This is a genomic window from Streptomyces sp. NPDC059455 (assembly GCF_042750115.1).
In the GTDB taxonomy this organism is placed as follows: domain Bacteria; phylum Actinomycetota; class Actinomycetes; order Streptomycetales; family Streptomycetaceae; genus Streptomyces; species Streptomyces endocoffeicus.
In genome coordinates this window covers 3,878-9,869 of sequence record NZ_JBHYVB010000313.1, presented here as the reverse complement: position 1 = coordinate 9,869, position 5,992 = coordinate 3,878, and the positions used below count along the sequence as shown (strand labels likewise).

Annotated in this window: 4 protein-coding genes; all 4 read left to right on the top strand. The window is 65.5% G+C overall.

Translation table 11 applies throughout. The features are described 5' to 3' along the window. Positions 1-228: 228 nt before the first annotated feature. On the top strand, positions 229-996 hold the full coding sequence (locus ACFXB5_RS50470) for a creatininase family protein (protein WP_037965923.1): 768 nt from the start codon (positions 229-231) through the stop codon (positions 994-996). Between the two features lie 68 nt (positions 997-1,064). After that, positions 1,065-1,613 (top strand): TetR/AcrR family transcriptional regulator, encoded by a 549-nt coding sequence (locus tag ACFXB5_RS50465; RefSeq protein ID WP_020867436.1) that lies wholly within the window; start codon positions 1,065-1,067, stop codon positions 1,611-1,613. Between the two features lie 391 nt (positions 1,614-2,004). Then, entirely contained in the window at positions 2,005-3,834 is a 1,830-nt protein-coding gene (locus ACFXB5_RS50460) for an AMP-dependent synthetase/ligase (protein WP_385222040.1), read from the top strand. 743 nt (positions 3,835-4,577) lie between these two features. After that, on the top strand, positions 4,578-5,876 hold the full coding sequence (locus ACFXB5_RS50455; RefSeq protein ID WP_037965927.1) for an MFS transporter: 1,299 nt from the start codon (positions 4,578-4,580) through the stop codon (positions 5,874-5,876). The last annotated feature ends 116 nt before the right edge of the window (positions 5,877-5,992 follow it).

Here is a 5,992-nt window from a genome sequence, read left to right as displayed (position 1 = left end):
GTCCCCCTCAGACATGAGGATGAAGTCCATACCGACCCTTCCGACGAATGTTAGTGAGCGATAACGTAGGTCGTAGCCCAGCCCAGGTCAAGGCCACCGATGGATGGTGAACGTGTTAATTATGAGTAACGTGTGTAAGCCTCGACTGCGGGCCTCTCTCCATCCGCCGAGTAGTGACGCATCCGCGAGGTACGGGTCGAGCAGGCACAGGAGGAGGAGTGACCACACATGAGCGAGTTGCGGATTGAGCGTTTGACCTCGCCTGACATCGCGAGTGCCATCGCGAGCGGTATGCGTACGGCGGTCTTGCCGCTGGGCGCCACGGAGCAGCACGGTGCGCACCTGCCGATGTCGGTCGACAGTGATCACGCCGATCGACTGGGTGTTCTTGTCGCCGAGCGGCTTGGCGACGCGCTCGTGCTACCGACGGTGCGGATCGGCTGCTCGTCGCATCACCTCGGCTTCGCCGGAACGCTCTCGCTGCGGGCCGAGACGCTCGAAGCGATCTGCGCCGACTGCTGTGCGAGCCTCGCCGGGCACGGCTTCCGCAGGGTGCTGATCTTCTCGGCGCATATCGGCAACTACCCGGTGCTCGGTGACATCGAGCCGAAGCTCGCCGCGCGGCTTCCCTCCGGCCTGGATGTCATCGCGTTCGCAGACTCGGCAGCGGTCCTCCGCGCGTGGCGCGACGCCGCTCAACGCGTCGCCGGCCTCGCCGACCACGTCGGAGGCCATGCCGATGTCGCCGAAAGTTCGATCATGCTAGCCGTGCGGCCGGACGCGGTGAGGAACGATCGCGCCGCCGCAGGTTTCACCGGGTCCATGGATGACGCGTTGCTGGCCCGCGTATTCACTGACGGTGTCAAGGCAGTCGCACCCAGCGGGGTGCTCGGTGATCCGCGCGGAATGTCGTCTGAGCTGGGCTTCGCCTGTCTGACCGCGGTGGCCGACCTGCTCGCAGAACACGCAAGGGCACGTTATCGGCCGCTCACCTAGACTAGACTCTACATGTGTCGAGCTCACCTACCCCCCGTACCGCGTCTCCCCGCGCCACCCGTCGGCAGGTGCTGATCAAGGTCGCCGGAGAGTTGTTCAACGAGCGTGCCTTCGATGCGGTCACCACTGAGATGATCGGCGCGCGTGCCGGTGTGACCGGCCCCGCGCTCTACCGGCACTTCCCGAGTAAGCAGGCGTTGCTGATCGCGGTGCTCGAGGATCCGCTCAACGAACTGCTGGTTCATGCCCGCAAGACGGCAGCCGAGGTGACGGATCCCCGCAAGGCACTCGAGGAGATGATCGATTACCACGTCAAACGCAGTCTCCAGAACGTTCCGTCCACGCTGGTGTTCCTGAAGAACGAACACAACGTCCCGGAAGACGAGCGCCATCGCATGCGGCGCATGATGCGCCTCTACGCCGAAGAGTGGAGCGGACTGGTCACCCGGCTGCGGCCCGACCTGTCAGACGCGCAGACCCGCGTTCTCACACACGCCGTCTTCTCGATGATCAACGCGGTGCCCCAGTTCAACAGCGGCCTCGATCCCGACATCGTCGCGACGACCATCCGCACCGCCGCGATCAACGCGCTACTCGTCCCCGCGGACGCGATCTGACAGGAGTGGGGGTCTTCAAGGACGCGGCTCGTAGCCGCTGACCTGATCCAGGCCGGGGTTGGTGACCGTGAGGTGACCCGGCGCTTCGGGATGACCCGGATGTCGGCGAACCGCTGGCGGCGAGCGTCGCCCTCCACGTCGCGCGCCGCGGGGGGCGATCGGGCACTACACGCCATCGCCTCCCTCCTGCGTTACTCCAGACTGACCGGCGCCCCGGTCGGGCTCGCCATGAGCCGCGTATGGGCCCGCTTCCCTGCGACGCCGCAGCGGTCATGCGCTGCGAGCCGGTGATGTGGTGCCGCGGTGATTTCCTCAGCCTCGGGCAGGGTGTTACATGAAACTTATGGGGCCCGGCTCGTCAGCTCTGTTGGATCCGCGGAGAGGCCGTGTGATGGATCTGATGAATTTTGAACCGATCCGGACGCATCCGCAGCTGTTGCTTGATCGTGCGCGCTCCGAGCCCAACATTATTGCGCTGCGCCACTGGCGCGAAGGGGTTGTGGACGCGATCACATGGCGGACGTACCGAGATCGAGTACGCGAGATCGCGCTCGGCCTTGTCGACCACGGCGTGCGGCACGGCGATCGCGTCGCGGTGATGAGCAGCGCACGCCCCGAATGGGCCTTCGCCGCACTGGCCGTGCAGAGTGTCGGCGGCGTGGTGGTGGGCGTCTACCCGACCAACTCGCCCGCCGAGATCGAGCAGATCCTGGCGCACAGCGAGGCAGTGGCCTTTATGGGCGAGGCAACCACGGAGCTCGACAAGGTGGCGGAGATCGCGGCCCGCACACCCAAGCTGCGGCTCGTCGTCGGCATGGACACCGCCCCGCCGGCGCTGCCTGGGGCAATCACCGGGACAACGTGGGAGGAGTTGCGCACAGAGGGAGCGCGGCATCCGAGCGTCGTATCCGACCGTCTGGTCGAGATGGTCGCTGCCACGGCACTCGACGACCCCGCCGTTCTCTTCTACACGTCGGGCTCCACAGGAGCTCCGAAAGGCGTCACACACTCGCACCGTACGCTTCAGCACTCGGTCCAGACCGTCGTCGGCCTCTATCCGGAGCTCGACAGCCGTGAGCTGGACATCGTCGGTTTCCTGCCGCTGGCCCACGTGGCGCCGGCGCTGTTGCTGATCTTCACTCCGCTGCTCTCCCGTCTCGTGGTGACGTACTGCCGCATCGAGGACTACGAGGACGCGTTGCGCACCGTGCGACCGACGGCGCTGCTGTGGCCCCCGCGCTTCTACGAGAAGGCCGCCGGCGAGCTGATCGCACGAACGCGGGCTTGGCCCCGGGTGCGCCGGTACGCCTACAAAGGCGCGATGTGGGTCGGTCGCCGAATGGCCGAGCGCCGTTGGTCCGGTGGTCATCCCTCGGTATTGCTGCGGATCGCATACACCGCAGTGCTTCACCGTGTCTTCCTGCCGTTGCGGGCAAGTGTCGGATTGGACCGCCTGCGCGTCGCTTTCACCGCCTCTGCCGCGATGCCCGAGAACGTCATCGCGCTGTGGCAGATCTGGGGGCTGGATCTCCGCGAATGCTATGGCCTCACCGAAACAGCCGGCTGCCCCGTTGCTCATTTCGACCAGACGTTTCCGCGCCCGGGATATATTGGTCGAAAATTCCCGGACCCACGCTTCCAGGTCGAGGTCGCGCATGATGGTGAAATGCTGGTCCGCGCACCATTGCTGTTTCGCGAATACTGGCGCAACCCCAAGGAGACAGCTGCCGTTCTGCAGGACGGCTGGTTCCGTACCGGCGACCTGATCGAGCGTACCGCGCACGGTGAGATCCGCCTCATCGGCCGAAAGAAGGACGTGATCATCACCAGCGGCGGCAAAACGATCAATCCGCAGCCGATCGAAACCCGGCTGAAGGAGAGCTCACTGATCAGCGAAGCAATCGTCGTGGGCGACGCGCGCAAGTGCCTCACCGTGCTGCTCGAGCCAAGCACACAGGCCAAGGCGCTGACTACGACGGCGCTGTCCGAACGCCTGCGAGCCGAGCTCGGGCGAGTCAACACGGACCTCGCACGCGCGCAACGGCTGAAGGACTTCCGTGTGCTGCCTCGGCCCCTCGAGGCCGAACGCGGCGAGCGGACCGCGAATGGCAAGGTCAAGCGGAACACGGTAGTGAATTCATTCGCTACGCTGATCGACGAAATGTACGGCGGGAATGACGACACAGTGATCGCGAACCACCTACGGCCGCGGTCGCATTAGCGAAGAACCTTGATGAGTTGGCCGTGGCTCCTACATCTGCTGACGCGCATACAGCAATGGGTGGACTCATGCGGCTCCCGATCTGACACGACAACAGCTCCGAGCAGCGCAAGCCGGCACCGCGGCGCAGACCCGGTGAGCGCGCTACAGGCACGACGACCACAGATCATCTCCGGCTTCTGCCCTGGCCCGAGCAGTTCGGTTACCCGGACCGCTCTGCGGCTTGAGTCGTTCGGCAATGCTGACTTAATTCCATTCTTGCGCGCCACTCCCAGACCATGTCTCTTCTGCATCCATACTTGTGGAATTTGAATTAGTCCAGTCGTATCAGTGCATTGCGCGTCTGTGTACGACGGGTCAGAGTCAGCACATGCGAAGTGCATCGAGTGTGTGCGTACGCAGTTCCTGCTGACCCACGAGGTATGGCATGCGATCGGCGGCGCTCCATCAATGCGCCCCATCATCCGATGGCCATCCCGCAGTCGTCGAATCAGCAGTCACCGACGAGGGAGCCCTGACGGCTGCGCCGCTCGAATCCAGAGAGATTGGGGCTTCAACCCCCTGAGGCAGCACCGGGCCCCGGCGACTGTCGACCTCGCCACAGTGCCTCGGAGCCTGACCCGACGGAAGGGTCCAGTCAGGACCCGCCCCCTGATCGCGCCGAGCAACGTGACGGCGTCGACCTCGCGCGGCGAGGGCGGCCGAACGGCGCATCTCCCATCCTGGTGTGACAAGGAGAGTCAATGACGACGGCACAACATTCCGAAAAGACGATCAGCTTGAGGTCCGCCCGGCGCGCATCGCTGGCGGGCGGCGTCGGGACACTGATCGAGTACTACGACTTCAGTGTCTATGGGTTTCTGACGCTCACCATCGGACCGTTGTTCTTCCCCAGCGACAATCCGACGGTCTCAACCCTGTCCGCGCTCGCGGTGTTCGCGTCGTCCTACCTCATCCGTCCGCTCGGTGGCTGGTTCTTCAGTCGCCTCGGCGACCGCCGCGGCCGCCGGACAGCCCTCGTCGCGACGATCGTGATGATGGGCGCGGCGTGCGGCGTGATGGGCCTGCTGCCCACCTACGGACAGGTCGGAGTCGCCGGGACGATCGCCATCGTCGTTGTGCGACTCACCCAGGGGTTCGCTGCCGGTGGTGAGATCGGTGGCGCGGCCACCTACATCGCCGAGCTGGCGCCGCCCGGCAAGCGGGGCTTCTACGGATCGACGGTTTCCATGGGGTCCACTCTCGGGTTCGCCGTGGCCGCCGGCGTCGTAGGGCTGGTCCGGCTGCTGGTTCCGGCCGACCAGATGGCAACGTGGGGCTGGCGGATTCCGTTCCTCCTCTCGCTGGTCCTCACTGTGGTGTGTCTGCGGGCTCGACTGCGGGTCGAGGAGTCGCCGCAATTCCAAGAGCTGAAGGAGAAGGCCGCGATCGTACGCAGTCCGATGCTGGCCGCTCTGCGGAGCCACCCGCTGTCGGTCGCCCGTGTGGCGGGCCTGGCTATCGCGTTCAACGGCACCGGCTACTTCGGCGTCGCCTACTTCGCCATCTTCCTGCAGGAGGAAGGATTCTCCGCCACAGGCGTCGCCTGGACATCGGCGTTGTGCATCGCCCTGGCCACCTTCACCTACCCATGGGCGGGCAAGTTGACGGATCGCTACGACCGCAAGCCCATCCTGCTGGCGTCCTACATTATCTTCGCTGTCATCGCTTGGCCGGTCTTCGCACTCCTCATCGCGGCAACCAACCTCTGGGCCGTCGGGGCCGTCTATCTGGTCTTCATGTTCTTCACCGGGTGGGCGCAGGTGCCTACGTGGCCGTTGGCCACGGAGCTGTTTCCGGCAAGCGTGCGCTACTCAGGCATCGCAATCGGCTACAACCTGGGCGTGATCATCGGCGGCATCACGCCACTCGTCGCCGCTGCCCTCGTGGCCGGCACCGGAAGCAGAACCAGCCCTGTCTACTGGATCCTCGCCGTAACGCTCATCGGAGTGATCACCGTCGCGCGACTGCCGAAGACCGCGTCGAAGCCGCTACCCGCCTAAGCGGACGGCCAGGTCCACGCTCTACTGGGCCCCCCCCGGACGCGCCCCGGGGGACGGGATCCGCGTCGCCGCGGGAAACACCCCCCCCGCGGTAGAGCCCCCCAGCCCCCCCCCGG

Excerpts from the sequence above, each read along its gene's own strand:
- ACFXB5_RS50455 (WP_037965927.1), top strand. The coding sequence starts at position 4,578 with ATGACGACGGCACAACATTCCGAAAAGACGATCAGCTTGAGGTCCGCC.
- ACFXB5_RS50460 (WP_385222040.1), top strand. The coding sequence starts at position 2,005 with ATGGATCTGATGAATTTTGAACCGATCCGGACGCATCCGCAGCTGTTG.
- ACFXB5_RS50470 (WP_037965923.1), top strand. The coding sequence starts at position 229 with ATGAGCGAGTTGCGGATTGAGCGTTTGACCTCGCCTGACATCGCGAGT.